At 32.8% G+C, this 18,300-nt stretch carries 21 protein-coding genes and 8 pseudogenes; 12 read left to right on the top strand and 17 right to left on the bottom strand.

All coding sequences use genetic code 11. The features are described 5' to 3' along the window. Positions 1-93 precede the first annotated feature (93 nt). Positions 94-456, top strand: a complete 363-nt coding sequence (locus tag PWK10_RS00410; RefSeq protein ID WP_274767032.1) for a thioredoxin family protein — start codon at positions 94-96, stop codon at positions 454-456. On the opposite strand, the gene PWK10_RS00405 is transcribed toward PWK10_RS00410, so the two are convergent. The 3 genes from PWK10_RS00405 to PWK10_RS00395 all read right to left on the bottom strand — a co-directional run bounded on the left by PWK10_RS00405 (position 453) and on the right by PWK10_RS00395 (position 1,878). Beyond that, positions 453-725, bottom strand: a complete 273-nt coding sequence (locus tag PWK10_RS00405) for an MFS transporter (protein ID WP_274767031.1) — start codon at positions 723-725, stop codon at positions 453-455. The two genes, PWK10_RS00410 and PWK10_RS00405, sit on opposite strands and share 4 nt — an antisense overlap. 17 nt (positions 726-742) lie before the next feature. Continuing rightward, positions 743-1,360 (bottom strand): MFS transporter, encoded by a 618-nt coding sequence (locus PWK10_RS00400; RefSeq protein WP_274768379.1) that lies wholly within the window; start codon positions 1,358-1,360, stop codon positions 743-745. Positions 1,361-1,680: 320 nt separating this feature from the next. Then, on the bottom strand, positions 1,681-1,878 hold the full coding sequence (locus PWK10_RS00395) for a DUF2500 family protein (RefSeq protein WP_274767030.1): 198 nt from the start codon (positions 1,876-1,878) through the stop codon (positions 1,681-1,683). A gap of 273 nt (positions 1,879-2,151) precedes the next feature. Here PWK10_RS00395 and PWK10_RS00390 point away from each other — a divergent pair. From PWK10_RS00390 to PWK10_RS18215, 11 genes and pseudogenes are all read left to right on the top strand, one after another. Next, positions 2,152-3,439 (top strand): annotated as a pseudogene (locus tag PWK10_RS00390) (aminotransferase class V-fold PLP-dependent enzyme). A gap of 51 nt (positions 3,440-3,490) precedes the next feature. Then, entirely contained in the window at positions 3,491-3,679 is a 189-nt protein-coding gene (locus PWK10_RS00385; protein ID WP_274767029.1) for a hypothetical protein, read from the top strand. 302 nt (positions 3,680-3,981) lie between these two features. Continuing rightward, positions 3,982-4,239, top strand: a complete 258-nt coding sequence (locus PWK10_RS00380) for a (2Fe-2S) ferredoxin domain-containing protein (RefSeq protein WP_274767028.1) — start codon at positions 3,982-3,984, stop codon at positions 4,237-4,239. After that, positions 4,232-4,549, top strand: coding sequence for a 4Fe-4S dicluster domain-containing protein (locus PWK10_RS00375; RefSeq protein WP_274767027.1), 318 nt, complete (start codon positions 4,232-4,234; stop codon positions 4,547-4,549). The genes PWK10_RS00380 and PWK10_RS00375 overlap by 8 nt, the downstream gene beginning before the upstream one ends. Before the next feature lie 64 nt (positions 4,550-4,613). Further along, on the top strand, positions 4,614-4,829 hold the full coding sequence (locus PWK10_RS00370; RefSeq protein ID WP_274767026.1) for a [Fe-Fe] hydrogenase large subunit C-terminal domain-containing protein: 216 nt from the start codon (positions 4,614-4,616) through the stop codon (positions 4,827-4,829). Then, on the top strand, positions 4,805-5,164 hold the full coding sequence (locus PWK10_RS00365) for a [Fe-Fe] hydrogenase large subunit C-terminal domain-containing protein (protein WP_342455591.1): 360 nt from the start codon (positions 4,805-4,807) through the stop codon (positions 5,162-5,164). Before PWK10_RS00370 ends, PWK10_RS00365 begins: the two co-directional genes overlap by 25 nt. Continuing rightward, entirely contained in the window at positions 5,161-5,454 is a 294-nt protein-coding gene (locus tag PWK10_RS00360) for a hypothetical protein (RefSeq protein ID WP_274767025.1), read from the top strand. Before PWK10_RS00365 ends, PWK10_RS00360 begins: the two co-directional genes overlap by 4 nt. Continuing rightward, a pseudogene (locus tag PWK10_RS00355) lies at positions 5,370-5,675 on the top strand ([Fe-Fe] hydrogenase large subunit C-terminal domain-containing protein); the annotation flags it as partial. The gene PWK10_RS00360 and the pseudogene PWK10_RS00355, both read left to right, overlap by 85 nt. Positions 5,676-5,722: 47 nt before the next feature. Further along, entirely contained in the window at positions 5,723-5,932 is a 210-nt protein-coding gene (locus PWK10_RS00350) for a hypothetical protein (RefSeq protein ID WP_274767024.1), read from the top strand. Continuing rightward, the gene (locus tag PWK10_RS18220; RefSeq protein WP_342455590.1) at positions 5,919-6,512 is read left to right on the top strand and encodes a SpoIIE family protein phosphatase; all 594 of its coding nucleotides are present in this window, start codon (positions 5,919-5,921) and stop codon (positions 6,510-6,512) included. The genes PWK10_RS00350 and PWK10_RS18220 overlap by 14 nt, the downstream gene beginning before the upstream one ends. A gap of 146 nt (positions 6,513-6,658) precedes the next feature. Further along, positions 6,659-7,099 (top strand): hypothetical protein, encoded by a 441-nt coding sequence (locus tag PWK10_RS18215; RefSeq protein WP_342455589.1) that lies wholly within the window; start codon positions 6,659-6,661, stop codon positions 7,097-7,099. Positions 7,100-7,269: 170 nt separating this feature from the next. On the opposite strand, the gene PWK10_RS00340 is transcribed toward PWK10_RS18215, so the two are convergent. From PWK10_RS00340 to PWK10_RS00275, 14 genes and pseudogenes are all read right to left on the bottom strand, one after another. Continuing rightward, positions 7,270-7,503, bottom strand: a complete 234-nt coding sequence (locus PWK10_RS00340) for a DUF3343 domain-containing protein (RefSeq protein WP_008907454.1) — start codon at positions 7,501-7,503, stop codon at positions 7,270-7,272. 4 nt (positions 7,504-7,507) lie between these two features. Further along, positions 7,508-7,720: a sulfurtransferase TusA family protein gene (locus PWK10_RS00335; protein WP_446715403.1), complete on the bottom strand. Its 213-nt coding sequence runs from the start codon at positions 7,718-7,720 to the stop codon at positions 7,508-7,510. Then, positions 7,712-8,793 (bottom strand): annotated as a pseudogene (gene yedE / locus PWK10_RS00330) (YedE family putative selenium transporter); the annotation flags it as partial. The pseudogene yedE and the gene PWK10_RS00335, both read right to left, overlap by 9 nt. A 184-nt stretch (positions 8,794-8,977) precedes the next feature. Next, positions 8,978-10,474, bottom strand: a complete 1,497-nt coding sequence (locus PWK10_RS00325; protein WP_274767023.1) for a S8 family serine peptidase — start codon at positions 10,472-10,474, stop codon at positions 8,978-8,980. After that, a complete protein-coding gene (locus PWK10_RS00320; protein WP_274767022.1) occupies positions 10,462-10,650 on the bottom strand; it encodes a hypothetical protein in 189 nt (62 codons plus the stop codon). The genes PWK10_RS00325 and PWK10_RS00320 overlap by 13 nt, the downstream gene beginning before the upstream one ends. Positions 10,651-10,807: 157 nt before the next feature. Next, positions 10,808-11,553 (bottom strand): annotated as a pseudogene (gene pflA, locus PWK10_RS00315) (pyruvate formate-lyase-activating protein). A gap of 3 nt (positions 11,554-11,556) precedes the next feature. Beyond that, a pseudogene (gene pflB / locus PWK10_RS00310) lies at positions 11,557-13,781 on the bottom strand (formate C-acetyltransferase). 249 nt (positions 13,782-14,030) lie between these two features. Then, positions 14,031-15,238 (bottom strand): annotated as a pseudogene (locus PWK10_RS00305) (ABC transporter permease). An 11-nt stretch (positions 15,239-15,249) separates the two neighbouring features. Then, positions 15,250-15,939: pseudogene (locus PWK10_RS00300) on the bottom strand (ABC transporter ATP-binding protein). Further along, positions 15,936-16,766, bottom strand: a pseudogene (locus PWK10_RS00295) (efflux RND transporter periplasmic adaptor subunit); the annotation flags it as partial. The pseudogenes PWK10_RS00295 and PWK10_RS00300, both read right to left, overlap by 4 nt. A gap of 102 nt (positions 16,767-16,868) precedes the next feature. Beyond that, the gene (locus PWK10_RS00290) at positions 16,869-17,021 is read right to left on the bottom strand and encodes a hypothetical protein (protein WP_274767021.1); all 153 of its coding nucleotides are present in this window, start codon (positions 17,019-17,021) and stop codon (positions 16,869-16,871) included. A 99-nt stretch (positions 17,022-17,120) separates the two neighbouring features. Further along, on the bottom strand, positions 17,121-17,468 hold the full coding sequence (locus PWK10_RS00285) for a MarR family winged helix-turn-helix transcriptional regulator (protein WP_274767020.1): 348 nt from the start codon (positions 17,466-17,468) through the stop codon (positions 17,121-17,123). Positions 17,469-17,563: 95 nt separating this feature from the next. Then, complete coding sequence (locus PWK10_RS00280; RefSeq protein WP_274767019.1) at positions 17,564-17,794, bottom strand: helix-turn-helix domain-containing protein; 231 nt, start codon at positions 17,792-17,794, stop codon at positions 17,564-17,566. 11 nt (positions 17,795-17,805) lie between these two features. Next, positions 17,806-18,186, bottom strand: coding sequence for a DUF2975 domain-containing protein (locus PWK10_RS00275; protein WP_274767018.1), 381 nt, complete (start codon positions 18,184-18,186; stop codon positions 17,806-17,808). Positions 18,187-18,300 lie beyond the last annotated feature (114 nt).

Below are 18,300 nucleotides of genomic sequence, written 5' to 3'. Positions count from 1 at the left end.
CTTATTAAAAACAAAATACAAATTAATTTTGACATATACCCTTTTAGGGTATATAATTGATTAATGTATAATTAATCTTAGAAAGGGATTTATATGTTGATATTAAACTCCAACACTGAAATAAAAGATTTCATATCCTCCAATCAAATGGCAATATTATATTTTACAGTGGAAGGATGCAATGTTTGTAAGGTTTTACTACCTAAAATAGAAGAAATGCTTCAAAAATATCCAAACGCAAAACTTGCAAAAATAGATGTTTCAAAAACCCTTGAAGCCGCTGGTGCTTATTCTGTATTTGCTTATCCAACTATACTTTTATATATAGAAGGAAAAGAATACGCAAGGGAATCAAGATATGTTAGCATAGAAAGTTTTGAGGAAACTATAAAAAATACTATAATCTGCTTTTTAGTTAAAAAGGCTGCTAAATTGCAGCCCCTTCTTTTTACCTAGATTTTCTTTTTATCGTATTTACTTAAAAGATACATAAAAATGCTCGCAGCAGAACTTAAAATAAATATAAGTGGCCAAACATTTCTTACTCCATATTTTTGTATGAATCTTCCCATTATCAATGGGCTAATCCCATGCCCTAAACCTTGAACTATAGACATAAGTGAATTAAACCTTCCTCTATGGGAGGCTGGAGTATGATCTGCAATATAAACTCCCGAATTTGTGGCATGCAGTATTTCCCCAAGCGTCCAAATAAATGTCGACAAAATATAAGGATAGAAACTTACGAAAAAATATTGTATGCCAAAGCCGATTGCAAAAATATTCCTGCAATCGTTATATTTAATATAGCTTTATTTTTTCTTGTTATGTGAATGATTATCGTTGTAAACGTTATTACAACAGTTGCATTTATTGAATTTATTATGCTCATAAACCTTGCAGCATTTTCGCCGTAAACGTCCTTTAATTGTATCGTCGTTGAAAAGTTAACCTGGGCATAAGAAAAGGCAAAAATTGAAGAAATAAGAGCAAAATATAATAATTCTTTTCTTTCAAATAATACTTTAAAGGTATTGCCTTCCTTTGGTCTTTCCATCTCGTCAAGTTCGTCATGTTTAATTTCAGGTTCCCTTACAAAATACCATATAAAGAACACTGATAAAAATATAGCTACTGCGTTCCCTATAAAAATTAGATTAAAGTAATTTATATATAAAAATCCTGCTATCAACGGACCAACTGCAAATCCAACGTTTATTCCAAGATAAATTAACGAAAATGCTTGTTTTCTGTTTTCTTTGTTTGTAAGGTCCGTTACCATAGCGCTGTTTATAGGCTGTGCAGCACCATTCAAAACTCCAAATAAAATAACAAACCATGGAATTATGGTTTTATCAATAAAGGCACAGGCTAGGATAAAAAGCCCTGCAATAGTCTGGCAAAAACGAAAATGCTTTTTCTTCCATATTTATCAGCAAGTTTTCCTCCCAAGATTGAACCTGGAAGATATGATGCCGCTGCAAGGCTTATAAATTCCCCGCAGCCTTCGGCGACATTTTAAGCTTATCGGTTAAGAGCATAGTCATTAATGGGAAGACAAAGTTTCCCATGCTGTTTATAACCCTTGCCAAAAATAAAAAATATATATCCCTCGGAAGTCCTATATATGGTGAAAAAATTTTTTAAATAAATTCATTTTCAGCCCACCCTTCAAAGCTCTCATTCTTTTCTAAAATCCTTTAACCATTCCCCTTGGTATGTAAGATATCCTTCTTCTCCTTTAAAAATCCCATCGTAAAGAATATTATTGCATAAAAGTTCTATTGTTTTTCCACCTTCAGTTTCAAAGGTTATAGAAAATTTTGTTCTATTTAGGTTACCACTTACATGATAAGGAATATTTACCGTTCTTATCATAAACGTCTTTTGTCTATAACTTTTGCTCGTATCGTCTTAACTGGTGATAATAAATTTTTTAAATATCTTATTAATATTAAAAAATAATGATTGCCATCAATATAGTTATTATATATTGAATTACTATTGTAAAAAATATATTGCCATATAAATCACCTGCTAATTTTTTCATAATATTACTATTCTATATAAGTTTATAAATTCCTTTAAATCGATGTCAAAAAATTTTTACCTTAATATACTAATATAAGAAAGCCTTTGGGGTTGATTAATATGTATTTTAGAAATTTAGTAGTAGGAGTTAATACATTAGTCCCTCTTAAAAATGGGAAATTAACAAGATATATTAATTTCGATAACGCTGCAACCACACCTCCATTTATAAACGTCATGAATGCAATAAACAGTTTTGCCCCATGGTATTCATCTATCCACAGGGGAACAGGGTATAAATCAGTATTTTCAACAGAAATCTATGAATCATCAAGAGAAAAGGTATTAAACTTTATAGGTGGTGATTCAAAACTTGATACCGTAATTTATGTTAGAAATACAACTGAGGCGATAAATAAGTTATCAAACAGATTATGTAAAGATGATAAATGCGTAGTGCTTTCTACATTTATGGAACACCATTCAAATGACCTCCCTTGGAGGGGAAGTTTAAAGTTGATTATATTGAAACCGATGATTGTGGAAGGCTTTTGCTGGATGATTTAGAAGGTAAACTTAAAAAATACGATGGAAAAGTTAAACTTGTAGCTGTAACTGGAGCTTCAAATGTAACGGGTTATATTAATCCTTATTATGAAATTGCAAAATTAGCACATAAATATGGGGCATTTATTTTAGTGGACGGTGCTCAGCTTATTCCCCACAGAAAATTTGATATGAAATCCCATTCAGATGATGAACATATAGACTTTATAGCCTTTTCTGGGCATAAAATGTATGCTCCCTTTGGTGTCGGTGCCCTAATCGGCCCTAAAAGGATTTTTGAAAAGGGGAACCTGATTTAAAGGGCGGAGGAACCGTTAAGGTTGTTTCACATGATTTTGTAATATGGGAGGATCCACCTTCTAAAGAAGAGGCAGGAACGCCAAATCTTATGGGAGTTGTGGCACTCATTGCTGCAATTGAAACCCTTCAAAATATAGGAATGGATAAAATAGATGAATATGAAGGAACCCTTTTAAAATATACAAATCATATTTTATCCCAATTTAATGATGTAGAACTTTACTGTCCAGATATTAGTAATAAAGTAGCTATTATTCCCTTTAATATCAAGGGTATATATCATGGCAAAGTTGCAGAAATACTTTCTGACTATTTTGCAATTGCTGTAAGAAGCGGATGCTTTTGTGCTCAGCCATATATTCAAAGGCTTTTAAGGATAGATAAAGAAAAAATACTAAAAATATCCAAAAATCCAGACTCTAAAAGACCAGGAATGGTAAGATTAAGCTTTGGACTTTACAACACCTTCGATGAGATTGATATCCTTGCAAGGGCTATAAGATTCATTATTGCTAATAAATCCTATTTCCAGTCGAATTGAGGGTGATAATATGAAAAACACATGGGTTAGCACAAAAAGATAATCGCCATAATGCTCACTGGCGTATTTTGCTTTCTTAGTATAAAGGGTGTTATCAGCTCCACAGAATTTCTAACAGTTTTTACTATGATAATTTCCTTTTATTTTGGTCAATCGACTGCAAGGGATACTTTAAAGGATACTAATTTCTTTAAAAATGAAGTTAACGAATCTGTCAATAACACAAATGACATATCTTAATATATTAAATATTTAAGCTAGCCCCATGATTTAGTTTATCATAGGGGCTATTTATTGTTTCCTAATATACACTGTAAACTACCTACATTTATAGAAGTGGGAGACTTCTATCGCTGATTAGGTTAAAGAAACAATTTTTCTCTTTATATCCTTAAAACTGTGGGAATAACCTCTGCATACTTTGGCTTTATACATCTGTATTTCCATAAGGGTTCTAGTCTATTAATTCTATTGAACAAAATTTTATTTTTGTTACAATTATTATTGTTAATAAATTAACATTAAATTTTGGAGGGGTTAAAGTGCTTAGTGTGTATATATGTGTAGGAAGTTCCTGCCACCTTAAAGGTTCCTATCAAATTATGAAAATATTCCAAGAAACAATAAAGGAAAAAAATTTAGAAGAAAAGGTTGAACTTAAAGCGTCCTTTTGCCTTGGTAATTGTATAAATGGTGTTTCAATAAAGGTTAACGATGAGATTTTTGGAGATCTAAAGCCTGAAAATGCTAGAGAAAAATTTGATGAATATATATTAAAGAAGGTTAATAGCAATGATTAACATAATAAAATTTAAAAAAGCAAACTGCAAAAACTGTTACAAATGTATAAGAAGCTGTCCTGTAAAAGCTATATCTTTTAATAATGATCAGGCTCAAGTAATTGAGGATAACTGCATACTTTGCGGAAACTGTCTTAAAGTATGCACTCAGAATGCTAAAAACGTTGCAGATGAAATAGGAAAAGTAAAAGAATTTATAGAAAAAAGTATCGTGTTTATGCAAGCATTGCACCTTCCTTCCCCTCTGCATTTAAATCCCATAATCCACAAGCGCTGTTTTGCCCTTGAAAAACTTGGTTTTTTCATATAGAAGAAACAGCGATAGGAGCTTTTGCAGTATCAAGAGAATACGAAAAACTTATTAAAAAAATAATATGAAAAATATTATAACAACAGCATGCCCGGTTGTTGTGTCCCTTGTCGAAAAATATTATCCAAGTGCTATAGAATATCTTGCCCCAGTTGTATCCCCTATGATTGCCCATGCAAAGATGTTAAAGCATACTTATGGAGAAAATATAAAGGTTGTATTTATTGGACCCTGCCTTGCAAAGAAAAAGAATATATGGATGGAGAGAATGACTATTTAATCGATGCTGTAATTACCTTCGATGAACTAAAAAAATGGTTTGAAGATGAAGGTATCGATTTGAATGAGTTTCAAGATGAAAATATTAAAAATGATGAAACTCTTATTGAGAGATATTATCCAATAGTTGGGGGTATATTAAAAACTATACATAAAGAAAACAGTTACAAATTTTTAAACATAGATGGTTTGGAAAGCTGCATAGAAACTCTTGATGCAATAGTTAAAGGAAATATTAATGGATATTTTATAGAGATGAACAGCTGTAAGGGTGGATGCATTAACGGTCCATGCAATAATAACAGCAGCTTTATTGAAGCCTATGATGATTTTTGAATTATGTAGGTAATACAAATACAATAAGCAATTTGAAAGATATTAAAGTTAATGTTGATTTATCAAAGGTTTTTTATAATAAAGAAGTAGAAAATAATATACCTGATGATAAAACCATCAGAAATATATTGAAAAAAATAGGTAAGTTTAAAAGGAAGATGAACTTAACTGCGGTGCCTGCGGATATTCAAGTTGCAGGGAAAAGGCAATTGCAGTTTATAATAATAAGGCGGACCTTAATATGTGTCTACCTTATATGCGGCAAAAAGCTGAGTCCATATCTAACATAATTATTAACTCTTCTCCTAATGCAATACTTGCTTTAAACAGTGAGCTTTATATTCAGGAGGCTAATAATTCAGTATATAGAATTTTTAATTTAGAAAATATACATTTAGTTGGAAAAAATGTGTTTCAATTCTTTGATTGCCCTGATTTTGCAATTGTAAGGGATACTGGAAAGGACATTTTAAATCAAAAATTTATTATGATAAGTATGATGTTACTGTAGAACAATCGGTAATATATGCAAAGGACCATGATGTAATCATAGTAATAATGAAGGATATAACAAAAGAAGAAAAAAATCAAGAACAATTGAATAAAGTTAGAAAAGAAACTATTGAAATTGCACAAAGAGTTATTGAAAAACAAATGAGAGTTGCACAAGAAATTGCAAGTCTTCTTGGAGAGACTACAGCAGAGACAAAAGTAGCATTAACTAAACTAAAGGACACAATGGTAGCAAAGATGGGTGAAGACAAATGAACTTTTTGTAGATGCAGATTATGGGAGTCTTAACAAATATAATGAGGAGCTCTGCGGAGATAAGGTTGAAATCATAAGAAGCAAAGAATCAGTTATTGTAGTTCTTGCTGATGGGCTTGGAAGTGGAGTTAAGGCTAATATACTTTCAACTATGACTAGCAAAATAATAGGAACTATGCTCTCTATGGGCTCAAGTATAGATGAAGCAGTAGAAACTATAGCAAAAACTCTTCCTGTATGCAAGGAAAGAGGTATTGCCTACTCTACCTTTTCTATACTTGAGATATTCAGCAATGGGGACGGGTATATTGTAGAGTTTGACAATCCTTCAATTATAAGGCTTAAAAATGGGAAGTATGCACCTTTTATTAAACATGAAAGAAACATATATGATAAAAAAATATATGAAACCAAATTTAAAATAGATCTAGATGATACATTTATTATGATGAGCGATGGAGCAGTTCATGCAGGAATAGGGCAGATGCTGAACTTAGGATGGCAGTGGGAAAATATTAAAGAATATACAGAAAGAATATATAAAAGGAACTACCTGCTAAAAACTTTGCAAGGTTATTAGTTAACGTCTGTGACAATCTTTATGGACAAAAACCCGGAGATGATACTACAGTTGTTGTTGTAAGAATTAGAAATCCTCAAAACATTAATGTATTAATAGGTCCTCCTGTTGATAAAAATCTGGATGAATATGTTATTAAACAGTTTATGGATAGCAAAGGTAAAAAGATTGTATGTGGAGGCACTACATCTCAAATAGTCTGCAGGGTTTTAAATAAAGAACTTAAGGTTAATTTTAACTACGTTGATCCTTCGATTCCTCCAGCTGCAGAGATTGATGGTATAGATTTAACATGCGAAGGTGTTCTTACTATGAGTAAAGCAGTTGAACTTGTAAAAATGTATATTTCATCAAAAGATACTTCAACAAATTTGTATTGTCTTAATAAAAATGACGCTGCTTCAAAACTATCTAAGATGTTGATAGAAGAGGCTACTAATATACATTTTTTCGTTGGAAGAGCAATTAATCCTGCCCATCAAAATCCTGAATTTCCTCTCGATTTAGGATTAAAATTAAAGCTTGTTGATAATATGGCTGAATATTTAAAGTTTCTTGGAAAAGAAGTTACAGTAGAATATTTTTAAAAATTTATACATTCAAAATTGTTTTATTTATTAATACTAGTCATCTTTTTATTAATAGTGACATTTAAAAACCTCCTTCTTGGTTTATATTTCAATTCCTACCAAGAAAGAGGTTTATAATTTATTCATACAACATAGTTTGTATAAATAAATTAAATTATGGTAAATGTCTAATCCCTGTAAACAAGATTATATTGATTATTATTCCTCTTATAAATTGCATCCACTTCTTCTATTATAAAACCTGTTATATCTTCTTCATATTCAAAGGCTGCTGAGATGCCACAACTTGAACTTAAAACCCTTGGAGTTGGCATAAGCTTTACATCTATGCCTTTGTCCCTTAGAAACCTTTGAAACTTAAATGCTCCGTTTTGTGTGTAGAAAGTTACTATATATTGCATCTTGTCACCTACTTAAAGTTAAAAGTATTCCCTCATCATTTTCTACAACTTCAACATTATATCCGCTATTTTTAGCAAATCTTTTTATATTTTCCTTTGCTGTTGCATTGTCAACCAAAACCTTAACTCCATCAGGCGAAGCTTCAATGGCCTTCTTTGTCAAAAGAACAGGCTCTGGGCAGGATCTTCCCCTTGCATCAACTAAATTACCCTTCAACTTTAACTCCCCTTTAACTTTAACATTAACTTCCCTTTCTATGTTAAAGTATCCTATAAGTGCAACTATTATAAACCCTATAATAACCGCAATTTTCCCGTTTGGAGTAGGTCCATCTGGAGTTGAAGCAAGCTTAAAGTTATGGGCAAAGGCTGCTCCAACAAGCATTCCAAGAACTGTAATAGCAGAATCTATATTGCCTTCTCCTGCTAATATAAGTTGTCTTAATGGGCATCCACCAAGTAAAACTGATCCAAAACCTGCAAGTCCCATTCCAAGGAAGTTCCATAAAGCATCATTATGGGCAACAGGCTGCTTTACAAAACCTAATGTAAACTTTCCAATAGCAATATTGCCCAATAGTGCAGCAACAAAGATTGCAATAAATCCTGAAATTAAATACCAGTCTTTAAATAATATAAGGTCCCTTATTCCTCCAACCATACACATTCTTGTTCTTTGGGCAAACCCTCCAACTATAAGTCCAGCAACCAAAGCTAAAAATATTGGTGCATGCATAGAGCCTGGTCCCTTTTGACTAAAGAATATAAAGGTTGGCGCTGCTAAAAGCAATATTAATAAACCTATGTTAATTGCTGGTAATAAAAATCCTTCTGCTTTGTTTAAAGTATATGTTCTTTTTAATGTAAATCCTTTGTTTAAGAATATTATTCCAATATATATGCCTGCTGCAAAGCCTATAAGACCAACAACTGCATTTAAGTCTCCCCTGCGATTCTTAAAACCATCCTTAATGGGCAACCTAAAAACATTAACGCACCTATCATAACTATAAAACCAAGAACAAATCTTACAAGTGGTGACGAGCCTCCCCTTGCATTAAATTCCTTTTTCCCATAGGACATCAAGAAGGCTCCTAAAACAATCCCTATAATTTCTGGTCTTATATACTGAACAAGTTCTGCCCTATGAAGTCCAAGCCCTCCCACGATATCCCTTATAAAGCAGGCAATACAGATACCCATATTTACTGGATTGCCAAACTTTACAAGTAATACTGCTAAAAGTCCCACAATAAGACCATTGATAATGATTAACCTTTTATCCTGCATAACCATCCCCCTTTTTTATATTTTCAATTTAATTATATGGTAATAGATAAAACATTAAAAATCGTTAATTTTTATGAATATTAAGATAATTATTTATTTTATTGATAAAGTCTCAAATTGTTTGTAAAAATAAAATTTGTCCCCTTAGAGTTTTGTGCCTCTAAGGGGACAATAATTTTACGTTTTATTTCCAACTTAAATTAAACCAATAATTACCTGAACCTTTATATGAGTATACTTTTATCTTGTAGGTTCCCGTTTTAGTGGGTAAATATCTAATTTGTTCTTGTCTTGCTGTTCCTTCTGATTTTGCTACAAGAGTTCCATTTGGATCATATAGATAAATATCAAAATCTATGCTTGTGGTATAATTTGAAATGATAAATGTTATTCCAACAGGCTTAGTTGTATCAGTTACATTAAATTGCCACCAATCAGTATTACCAGTTCCTGTTAAGCTGTCCTGAACAAATGTAAATCCAATGTTATCTGAGAAACTTCCACTAAAGCCTCCCGCCTGCTTTATACAATTATAAGGCAGTGCAATACCGTAGCCAAAATCTATATCTTTCCCAGATGGTCCAAAATCCTTTAAGTTTGAACTGGAATAAAGAATATTCTTAACTTGCGAATCTGTGAGTGAATAATTAGCATCTAGCATTAATGCTATAACCCCAGATATAAATGGCGTTGCCATCGATGTTCCACTATAGGTTACATAACTACTTGTTGTTCCTGCCTTTGCAGCCGTTATATTGCTTCCCGGTGCAGTTATATCAGGCTTTATTCGTCCATCTGCTGTCGGTCCTCTATTTGAAAATTCGGATAATACCCATCCCTTTTCTCCTGGATCATATACTGAACCTACAGTAATAGCATTTGCTGCAGCTGCAGGGGAACCTATAGTATAAGTTCCAGGCCCTTCATTACCAGCTGCAACAACCATTATGATTCCATTATTGACTGCATTATTTACTGCAACAGAAAGGCTATCCGTTCCATCAGAAGAGCCTGCTGCACCAAGGCTCATGTTCCCAATTCTTATATTATAGGTGTTTTTATTTTGTATCATCCAATTTATTCCTGATATAATACCACTTGTTGTTCCTGAACCAGAGGAATTTAAAACTTTAATACCTACCAGTGCTGCACCTGGTGCAACTCCCTTATAATTTGCATTACCCTCTCCTGTTCCCGCTGCAATACTTGCAACATGTGTTCCATGTCCATTATCATCATAAGGAGTAGTTCTCCCATTTATTACATCATACCAACCTATAACCTTTCCTCCATCTAAATCGACATGATTTGCATAAATGCCAGAGTCTATAATTGCTATAACTACATCGTTTTTAGAATAAGATGTTTTATTCCCATCTCTATCTCCATCAACTCCAAAATCAACTCGTGCATTATTAACTCCAGTCCATTGGGAAGAAGTATCAAGATATGCTTTTACTTCTCTATCTAGTTCTATCCTCTCAACAAATGGTATTTTTGAAAGCGCTTTAACTTGTGCCTTTGTCATTACAGCAGAAAATCCATTTAGAGCATGCTGCCATCTATCCTTCTCTTTAAACTTACCTACTTTATTCGCAATTTCATTTAGAACTTTATCTGAAGGATGCTCCTTTAATCTAACAATTACTGAAACTTCATCTGTTTCATTTAATTTAACCAAATCATCAAGGTCATCAGATATTTTGTTTCCATCCTTGTCTCCAAAAATGGAGTTTTTTCGTTTAAATTAGTATTATCAATTTGTTTATCTACAATTTCTCCTGATTGTAACTCAACGGGTGTGCTTTGAATTACTTCACCTTCAGTTGCCTTTACAAAACTAGGTAAAAATAACATAAGCAAAAAATTACCGTCAATAATGCTGATATCCTTCTTTTTTCATCCAAACACTCCTTTATTAAAATTTATTCCAATTTACAATATATGTAAGTCAAAATGCATTTAGACCAACTTTCTTTTAAACAAAAAAAGCTATGGCAAAGGCCATAGCAAATCACATAGCAATCTTATCAACAATTGCATGCTGTATGGTCAAGTTTTGATTTAGAATCTCATATAATCTTTCCAATCTATCTTTATCAAGGGGAGGAACATTTTCTAATCTATATTTAATATTCATTTCCTTATACTTGTTAACACGTGAACATGATAAGGCAAAAGCTCAATCTTTTCTACATTAGGGATTGTATTTATGAATTTTGCAAGTTTTTGATGTGCTCCTCGCCATCCGTTATTCCTGGAACTACTACATGTCTTATCCAAAGCTTTGTTCCATCTCTTTTGACAGCATTTAAAAATTCAAAAATCCGTGCCTATCTGCTCCTGTAAGCTTTTTGTGTTCTATATCGTCTATGTGCTTAACATCAAGGAGCACAAGGTCTGTCCATTTTAATATTTCATCATATTTTCCTATTCCATAACCTGATGTATCAAGGGCAGTATGAATTCCCTCCTGTTTACATCTTTTAAAAAAATCTATTACAAATTCCGGCTGCAGGAGGGATCTCCTCCAGAGAGGGTAACCCCTCCCTTTGACCTTTGAAAATATATTTTATACCTTTTTACTTTATTTATAAGCTCATCAACGGTCATTTCTTGTCCGCCCTTTATATCCCATGTATCTGGGTTATGGCAGTAGGCACATCTTAATTTACACCCTTGCATAAACACTACAACCCTAATACCAGGTCCATCGACTAATCCCATTGTCTCTATAGAATGAACTCTTGCCTTTATCATAAGTTACACCCTTTCATGGAAGGTTCTCTTAATTACTTCAAGCTGCTGCTCCCTTGTTAATCTTGCAAAGTTTACAGCATATCCCGAAACTCTAATTGTAAGAGATGGATATTTTTCAGGATGTTCCATAGCATCCTCAAGCATTTCTCTATTTAACACATTAACATTTAAGTGGTGGGCACCTTGTCCAAAGTATCCATCCATTATAGCAACAAGATTGCTAATTCTATCCTCCATATTCTTTCCAAGGGCATCTGGAAGGATTGAGAAGGTATTTGAAACTCCATCCATGCATGATGAATATGGTATCTTTGCGACTGAGTTTAGTGAAGCCAAAGCACCGTTTATATCCCTTCCATGCATTGGGTTTGCCCCTGGTGCAAATGGTTCGCCCTGCTTTCTTCCATCAGGAGTTGAACCAGTTTTTTACCATAAACTACATTTGAAGTTATAGTTAATACAGATAAAGTATGGATTGCATCCCTATATGTCTTGTGCTTTCTTAATTCATTTATAAACTTTTCAACAATTTCAACTGCAATTTTATCAACTCTGTCATCGTCATTGCCGAATTTTGGATAGTCACCTTCTATTTCAAAATCAACAGCAATTCCATCTTCCCTTATTGGTTTTACTTTTGCATATTTTATTGCACTTAATGAATCAACTGCAACTGAAAGCCCTGCAATTCCAAAGGCCATAAGTCTTTCAACATTTGTATCGTGTAGTGCAAGTTGCAATGATTCATAGGCATATTTATCATGCATGTAGTGAATTACATTCATTGTATTTACATAAAGTTCCGCAAGCCAAGCCATCATTTTCTCAAATTTTTTCATAACATCATCATAGTTTAAGTATTCACCCTCAGGAAGTTCTATCTTTGGACCAACTTGTGTCTTTAAAACTTCGTCTATACCGCCGTTAATTGCATATAATAATGCCTTTGCAAGGTTTGCTCTTGCTCCAAAGAACTGCATCTGCTTTCCTACCTTCATTGCAGACACACAACAAGCTATAGCGTAATCATCGCCAAATATTGGTCTCATTACATCATCGTTTTCATATTGAACAGAATCCGTTTTTATAGAAATTTCAGCACAGAACTTTTTAAAGTTTTCTGGAAGATCAATTGACCATAAAACTGTCATATTTGGTTCTGGTGCAGGTCCTAAATTTATCAATGTATGAAGAAATCTAAAGCTTGTTTTTGTAACTAATGTTCTTCCATCAAGTCCCATACCTCCGATAGCTTCTGTTACCCAAGTAGGATCCCCTGCAAATAGTTCATTGTATTCAGGTGTTCTTAAATGTCTTGCAAGTCTTAGCTTAATAACAAATTGGTCAATTAGCTCCTGAGCTTCTTCTTCTGTTATTATCCCGTTTCTCAAATCTCTTTCAATGTATATATCAAGAAATGTTGAAACTCTTCCTAAGGACATTGCAGCACCATTTTGCTGCTTTATTGCTGCAAGATATGCAAAATATAGCCATTGAACAGCCTCTTTAGCATTCTTTGCAGGTCTTGATACATCATATCCATAGGATTGAGCCATTTCTTTTAATTCTTCTAAAGCCTTAATTTGTTCCGCCAATTCTTCCCTAAGTCTTATAACATCATCCGTCATTGCTCCGTTTAATTTCCTTTTATCTTCCTTTTTCTTTTCAATTAAAAAGTCTGCACCATAAAGGGGTAGTCTTCTGTAATCCCCTATGATTCTTCCTCTTCCATAGGCATCTGGAAGCCCTGTTATAACTCCTGTTTTTCTAGCAAGCTTCATCTCATCTGTATATGCATCGAAAACACCTTGATTGTGAGTCTTTCTATACTTAGTAAATATTTCAACCATATTGGGATTAACTTCATAACCATAGGCCCTTGCAGCGTTAACTGCCATTCTGATTCCGCCCCATGGATTTACAATTCTTTTAAGGGGAGCATCAGTTTGAAAGCCTACTATAACTTCATTTTCCTTGTCTAAGTAACCAGGTTTGTAAACGTTAATACCTGAAACTGTATCAGTATCTAAATCGATTATTCCCTTTTTTATTTCCTCTAAAAGAAGCTCCTTTGCCTTGTCCCAAACTTTGTTAGTTCTTTCCGTTGGTCCTACAAGGAAGGATGAATCTCCTTCGTAGGGGGTGTAGTTCTTTTGAATAAAATCCCTAACATCTATATCTTCAGTCCATTTGCCTGCAACAAATCCATTCCATTCATCAAACCTCATAATAAAACCTCCTATTAAATAATAATTCTTTTCCGTATTCTTATTATATTATATATTTTAATCTGTTGCAACACTTTTTTCTTTTATTTTCAATATTTTTTATTGCTGTTATATTATTTTTAATCATCTGTTATACTATTAACAAGTTAAAATATTCTAAATAATTCGACTATGCTCAATAATAAAAACACCTTAAATGTTAGAATTTAATCCTAACATTTAAGGTGGATGCCTTCTTATATGAAAATTTTATTCATACCTTAACGCCTCAATTGGATCAAGTTTTGATGCCTTGTTTGCTGGATATATTCCAAAGAATATTCCAACAGCGCTTGAAAAGGAAAATGCAATAAGAACTGTTGTTATGCTAACTTTTGGTGCAATGTTTAAAAAGCTTCCAATGGCAAAGGCTGCGAGTATTCCAAGCATCATACCGATTATTCCCCCTATTAGGGATATTATAAGGGACTCTATTAAAAACTGAATAAGTATATCCCTCCTTCTTGCTCCTATTGCCTTTCTTATTCCTATCTCCCTCGTTCTTTCAGTTACAGAAACCAGCATTATGTTCATAACTCCTATTCCACCAACCAACAAGGAAATGCCAGCAATAGCTCCGATTACCGCTGTAAATATTCCAAGTATTCTATTAACCTGATCAAGCTGTTTTACTAAATTTTCTGCTTTATATTTGTCCTTATTATGGTGAACCGATTCTAAAAGCCTTATAATATTTTTAGCAACTAAATCGCTATCCTTTGTGTTTTCAAGCAAAACCTCTATTTGATTTATATTAAAAGTCTTTTCAAATATAGATTCTGAAACAGTTATTGGAATGTAGGAGAATATAGGCATATTTTCTGCAAAACTTGCTGCAAGGGCTCCATTTTCGTTTTTGTAAACTCCTACTATAAGTGCCCTTATTAGCTTTTCGTTGTTACCAATTTTAATCGTCTTACCAACGCAATCCTCGTAACCAAACAATTTCTTTGCACTTATGTTATCTATTACCACAACAGGTCTTTTTGCTAAAACATCTTTTTCCGAAATGAACCTTCCATGAAGAATATCAAGCTTATATATCTTATTAAAATCACTATTAGTTCCCATAAACACTGCCCTTTTTTGGCTCTTTTCCGTTTTTATAAGTCCAATCTGCTGAAAAAAGGAGCAGCATTTTTAACTTCCTTAATTCTTGTTTTAATAAGCTCAACATCTTTTATGGTAAAATAATCCTTTTTAGTAAGGGATGTATTATTATCTACCTTTATTTCAACTATATTTACTCCTATTTTCTCAAACTCACCAGTTATTGCGCTTTGTCCCCCTTGACCAATTGATACAATTGTTATTACACTGGAAATACCGATTATTATTCCAAGCATTGTAAGAAAAGATCTTAATTTATTGGCGAAAATTGACCCTATTGCAACCTTAAAGCTTTCATATATGTTCATGATATCACCACCTAATAGACAACCCTATTTTGAACTAATTTATCCTCAACTATCCTTCCATCCCTTATTCTAACTTCCCTCTTAGTATGCTGTGCAATATCCCTTTCGTGGGTAACCATTATAATAGTCGCCCCATCATCGTTTAGGCTTTGAAATATCTTCATAACCTCAATGCTTGATTGAGTGTCAAGATTCCCTGTAGGCTCATCCGCCATTATTATAGAAGGATTTAGGACAATTGCCCTTGCTATCGCAACCCTTTGCTTTTGTCCTCCTGAAAGTTCATTCGGTTTATGATGCAGTCTATCGGAAAGTCCTACCTTATCAAGAGCCTCCTTTGCCATCTTTATCCTTTTGGAATAGGAAATTCCTGCATATATCAAAGGAAGCTCAACGTTTTCTAAAGCAGATAATCTAGGCAAAAGGTTAAAGGCTTGAAAAACAAAACCTATTTCCCTATTTCTTATCCTTGCAAGTTCATCGTCATTTAAAGAGGATACATCCACATCCTTTAAAAATACTTCCCTTTGTTGGTCTATCTAAGCATCCTAAAATATTCATAAGGGTGGATTTACCGGAACCTGATGGTCCAACTATTGCCATGTATTCACCTTTTTTACCTCAATATTAACATCCTTCAGGGCTTCAAACTCAATTTTACCGGTTGAATACACTTTAACTAAGTTTTCAAGCCTTATCATTCTTTCACTTCCTTTTCAAAGACCTTTGCGCCATTTGTAAGGGTTGAAGGTGGATTTAAGATAACTTTATCCCCTTCTTTAAGTCCCTCTACAATTTCTACTTCAACATCCGATGTAAATCCAGTTTTTATCTTTACTTTATTTGCTATTCCGTTTTCTACAACATATACATATTCATTCCCATATTTATCTGTAATTACAGCTTCAGCAGGAACCTTTAATGCATTATCCTTTCTTCCAAGAATTATATCAACATCAACATCAAATCCTGACTTTAAATTTTCATCAAGGTTTAATATCTTTACATAGGCTTTAATTACTGTATCTACTCCCTGCATCGATTGGACCTTTGTTGCAACAGGGCTAATATAATCTAATGTTCCATTATACTCCCTATCATAAAATTTTATTAAAGCCTTCTGACCCTTTTTAAGATTTACAATATCATATTGATTTACATTTAAAGCAACGTTTAAACTGCTTATATCTTCAACAGTTACAATAAGTCCTTGAACCATCGCACCTTCCTTTGCATTTAAAAATGTTATAACTCCGTCTATGTCACTTACTATGAATTTTTGCTGTTTTTTAATATTTTCTTTTATGTTTAAAACATTTAACCTTGCTATTTCAAGCTGTTTTTCTTGAATTTTAATTTGATTGTCTAAATTTTGCCCTTGCTGATTTTGTATATTTTGTCCTTGAATCGATGTATTTAGCTTTTCTTTTTGTTCCTTTAAACTTTCAAGTTGAAGCTTAGCTATTTCATATTGATTTTGGGCTATCTTTAATTGATTTGTAAGATCTTGAACTTCAAATTCAACAAGTTTTTGTCCCTTTTAACCCTTTCTCCCTCTTTAACATAAACTTTAACTACTTTATTCCCAAAGCCATAGTATTCCTTTTTATTCTTAGATTCAACTATTCCATTAGTGGAATAAAGCGAAATTAGTTCCCCTTTTTGACAGTATCCGTTGTAACCTCTGCCCCTTTTTGATTCTTCTACTTAAACCAAGCAATATTAGCGAAAAAGCTGCCACAATAATTAGTAAAATAGATATAACTTTAACTGCCTTTTTCATTTTATCACCCCTGATCATTTTTTAATTATTTCATCGAGTTTTTGAGCCCATTTATTATTATTTCAAAATCTTCATCAGAAATATCCTTTAAGACATGCCCTAAAAATTCCTTAAATTTATTTTCAATATTTCTTTTTCCAGTTCAGCCTTTTCCGTTGGAATTATTATTACCCGTCTTCTGTCCTCATTATCCTGAATTCTCTTTACATAGCCTTCCTTTTCTAATTCATCTATAATACCACAAACTGTGCTGTTGGCAAGACCAACCAGTGAACTTAATTCCTTTAATGTCATCGGAGGCCCATTCATAATATGAAACATTACCTTCATAGCCGACTGACTTTTATTTTTGCATTTAAATGGAGGGCTAAATTTAGAAGCCCTCTTAACCTTTTTATTTATTGATGTTAATACCTCAAGAATTTCCAACACCTTACTGCTATCCATAACAACACCTTCGCCTTCGAATAATTCGATTACGAATTAATTTTACAACTTTTTCAAGTCTTCTTCAACAAGATACTATTCGGGTTTTCGAATTATTAATCTATTTCTTCTTCATTATCCATTGATGGAACATACTCCAAGATATCACCTGGCTGACAATTCAATTCCCTACAAATAGCATTTAGTGTTGAAAATCTTATGGCTTTAACCTTACCGGTTTTAAGGTTAGATAAATTAACAATAGAGATTCCAATCCTTTCAGCAAGTTCGCCAAGCTGCATTTTTCTATCTGCAAGAACTCTATCTAATCTTACTATTATAGCCATATTCTTCACCTCTAAACGGTAGAGTCGTATTCCTGTTGTAGATAATTACCATAGCTAAATATTTTAGCAAGGAGTATAATAAAAAGTCCAATAAACAATAGAGTTAAATCGATTTTAATCCTAGCAGATATATTTTCTATTTTAAAAATTTCAATAAAATATGTGGCTAATATGCTTTGTAAAGGTTTTACTATAAAAGATGAAATTATAAGTATTTTACCAATAAAAGAAAGTCTTTTAGAATTTTCAATATCAAACAGATTTTCCTCTTCTACTGTTTTTAAAATTTTTATTATTTGTCTAATTACAAGAATCGTAATAATCGCAACTACAAAAATTAAAATTAATAAAAGCCCTAACAATAATTTTATATTTATTATTTCATTTGCCATTGAGTTTGCTATAAAGGTTAAATTATCTATTGAAAATTTAACAGAAGATGAGCTAAATGGATGGACAGTGAACTACCCCCACTTATGGAAGTGGTGGCTTCGTGGTCAAGGTAA

This window comes from Caloramator sp. Dgby_cultured_2 (genome assembly GCF_028872215.1).
Lineage (GTDB): Bacteria > Bacillota > Clostridia > Clostridiales > Caloramatoraceae > Caloramator > Caloramator australicus.
Note: the sequence above shows the minus strand (reverse complement) of the source record. Positions and strands in the feature narration are given on the sequence as shown.